The organism is Thermogemmatispora sp., from assembly GCF_019683755.1.
Taxonomy (GTDB): Bacteria; Chloroflexota; Ktedonobacteria; order Ktedonobacterales; family Ktedonobacteraceae; genus Thermogemmatispora.
Map to the genome: position 1 here is coordinate 1 of NZ_JADGHT010000515.1, position 2,344 is coordinate 2,344.

Consider the following 2,344-nt stretch of genomic DNA (forward strand, 5'->3'; position numbering starts at 1 on the left):
GCCCTGGAACACGCCCGCATCTATACCAGGCTGAAAGGAGAAGATCACTTCGTCGAGCTGCGTAAACATATGGGCTGGTATCTGGGCCACTTCCCAGGGGCGAAATATGTCCGCAATGCCCTGGTGCGGGTCAATAGCCTGGCGGAGGTGGAGGCGATTATCATGGAGGCCTTGGAGAATCCACGCGCCTTCTCGGGATACGGTAGTGAGGAGGAGACATCCGCAGAGCCTGTCCCTGCACTTGATCTGAGCTGTGCTTGTTAGGCCCTGGGTAAAGCACTCCTCTCACCCAGGGCCGGACCGAGGCAGAGCAGGTCAGCCCCGCTCTCACTGTAGGTACTCGGTGGGGTCAGGGACACCAGCGAGTTGGAAGGCTTCTTTTCGCTCGTAGCAGGTGCCACAGGTGCCACAGTGCTTCTCACCCCCTTTGTAGCAGCTCCAGGTTTCCGCGAAGGGGACGCCAAGCGCCGCACCAAGGCTAACAATCTGCTCTTTTTTAAGGTGGGCAAAAGGCGCCTCCAGATGCAGGCGTGGATGTCCATGTCCCTCGACAGCCAGTCGCTCCATCGCTTCAAAGGCCTCGATAAAGGCTGGTCGACAATCGGGATAGATAAAGTGATCACCGGCATGCGCGGCAAAGGCCACGACTTCAGCTTCCTCGGCGACAGCAATGCCGTAGGCAATAGCCAGCATAATGGCGTTGCGATTGGGCACGACGGTAACGGCCATGTTGGCTGCGGCATAGTGCCCATCAGGGACAGCAATGCTCTCATCGGTCAGGGCCGACCCCCTGAAATGCTGGCCTAGCTGCCGTAGCTCGAGGAGAGAAAAGTCTGCCTCTAGTCGATGTGCACAACGCTCAGCAAAGAACAGTTCTCTCCGATGGCGCTGGCCATAGTCAAAAGAGAGCAGATGGAGCTGATATCCCTGGGCATGGAGCAGATGAGCCAGGGTCACGCTGTCGAGACCTCCACTGACAATGGCAATTGCTCTGGGACGAGATGACATGGCTGCTTCTCCTTCCGTTTGTCCTCGTGCTGATCTGACTAAGCAAGCTCTGTTAACGGTGACGACGCTCGACCTTGCCAGGCTCAAGCTGCCTTAGCAGCACGGCAAGGGAGGATGCCATCTTGGAGCCCAAGCAAGAGGTCTGCAGTCGCCGCCAGTTTCTTTCTGTCTGTATTGGCTTGGCTTCTGATATTGTAAGCGGGCGCATACGGCCCGGAAAGGTTCTCAGCGAAAGCAGGCCTCTCAGGAACTTGACAGAACAGGCTCTGCAGTGCCAACTTGTTGCCTGGCTGCGAGGGGTCTGGTGATCTCAGCCGGCAATGTGCAGCCATGCAGCTTTCACCGGCCAGGTGTTTGTCATTGGAGTGAGATGAGCAATAAGCCAGGAAAGGATGAGTCAGTTGCGAGTATCCTTCTGGTTCGTGACTATTGCGGCCTTATTTGTTACATGCCTGATTACTGCGAATATTATCGCAGTCAAAATTATTGCCTTTGCAGGTCTGCTCGTGCCTGCAGGAATCATTGTCTTCCCGCTGAGCTATCTGTTTGGCGATGTGCTGACGGAAGTCTACGGCTACGCTGCAGCCCGGCGCGTTATCTGGCTCGGCTTCGCCTGCAACCTGTTGGCGGTCATGGCCATTTCCTTGGGCGGCTGGGCCCCTGCTGCGCCTTTCTGGAAGCAGCAGGCCGCCTACAATGCTATTCTTGGCTTTACCCCGCGCTTGTTACTCGGCTCTTTCGTGGCCTATCTCTGCGGTGAATTTGCTAACTCGTTTGTTCTAGCTAAGCTCAAAATCCTGACAAAAGGGCGCTGGCTCTGGACACGGACTATCGGTTCGACCTTTGTCGGTGAGGGATTAGACACGCTGATCTTCATTACGGTTGCTTTCTGGGGCGTCATTCCGCCTAGCGATTTGCTGAGCGCGATGCTCACGCAGTGGCTCTTTAAGGTCGGCTACGAGATTGTCGCAACACCTCTGACCTATGCTGTTGTCACGTTCCTCAAAAAGCGTGAGCAGCTCGACACATTTGATTATCATACCGATTTTAATCCGCTTTTGCTTTTGCGCTAAGCGACCCTGGGCTGTTCAAGCTCTGGCCCTCTGAGGGAGCTGGTCAGCGAGAGAGGAGGCGTCTTCCCGCTTGCTTTCTCTCTGCTTGCTCGGCTGCTCCGGTAGTATTGGCCGGTTGAGATTGTGGAGAGACCAGCGGTGGCCGCGTCCTCCCTCCCCCACCCTTGCCCGGGATCGTCTATAGCGTGCTCCCCGTCATGTACCGTCGATAGTCAGGACGGGGGCCAGCATAGCCCGGTCTGTTATAAACATCTGACGCGGCC

At 56.4% G+C, this 2,344-nt stretch carries 2 protein-coding genes and 1 pseudogene; 2 read left to right on the top strand and 1 reads right to left on the bottom strand.

The genetic code is table 11. The features are described 5' to 3' along the window. Positions 1 to 264, top strand: a pseudogene (locus IRZ24_RS19475) (hypothetical protein); the annotation flags it as partial. A gap of 63 nt (positions 265 to 327) precedes the next feature. On the opposite strand, the gene queC reads toward IRZ24_RS19475, so the two are convergent. After that, on the bottom strand, positions 328 to 1,008 hold the full coding sequence (gene queC / locus IRZ24_RS19480) for a 7-cyano-7-deazaguanine synthase QueC (protein WP_297168193.1): 681 nt from the start codon (positions 1,006 to 1,008) through the stop codon (positions 328 to 330). Positions 1,009 to 1,400: 392 nt separating this feature from the next. Here queC and IRZ24_RS19485 point away from each other — a divergent pair, with 392 nt between their 5' ends. Then, positions 1,401 to 2,081, top strand: coding sequence for a queuosine precursor transporter (locus IRZ24_RS19485; protein WP_297168197.1), 681 nt, complete (start codon positions 1,401 to 1,403; stop codon positions 2,079 to 2,081). Positions 2,082 to 2,344: the final 263 nt, after the last annotated feature.

What these genes read in the sequence shown, in the direction of transcription:
- queC (WP_297168193.1), bottom strand. Translation starts at nt 1,008, where the DNA reads ATGTCATCTCGTCCCAGAGCAATTGCCATTGTCAGTGGAGGTCTCGAC.
- IRZ24_RS19485 (WP_297168197.1), top strand. Translation starts at nt 1,401, where the DNA reads ATGAGTCAGTTGCGAGTATCCTTCTGGTTCGTGACTATTGCGGCCTTA.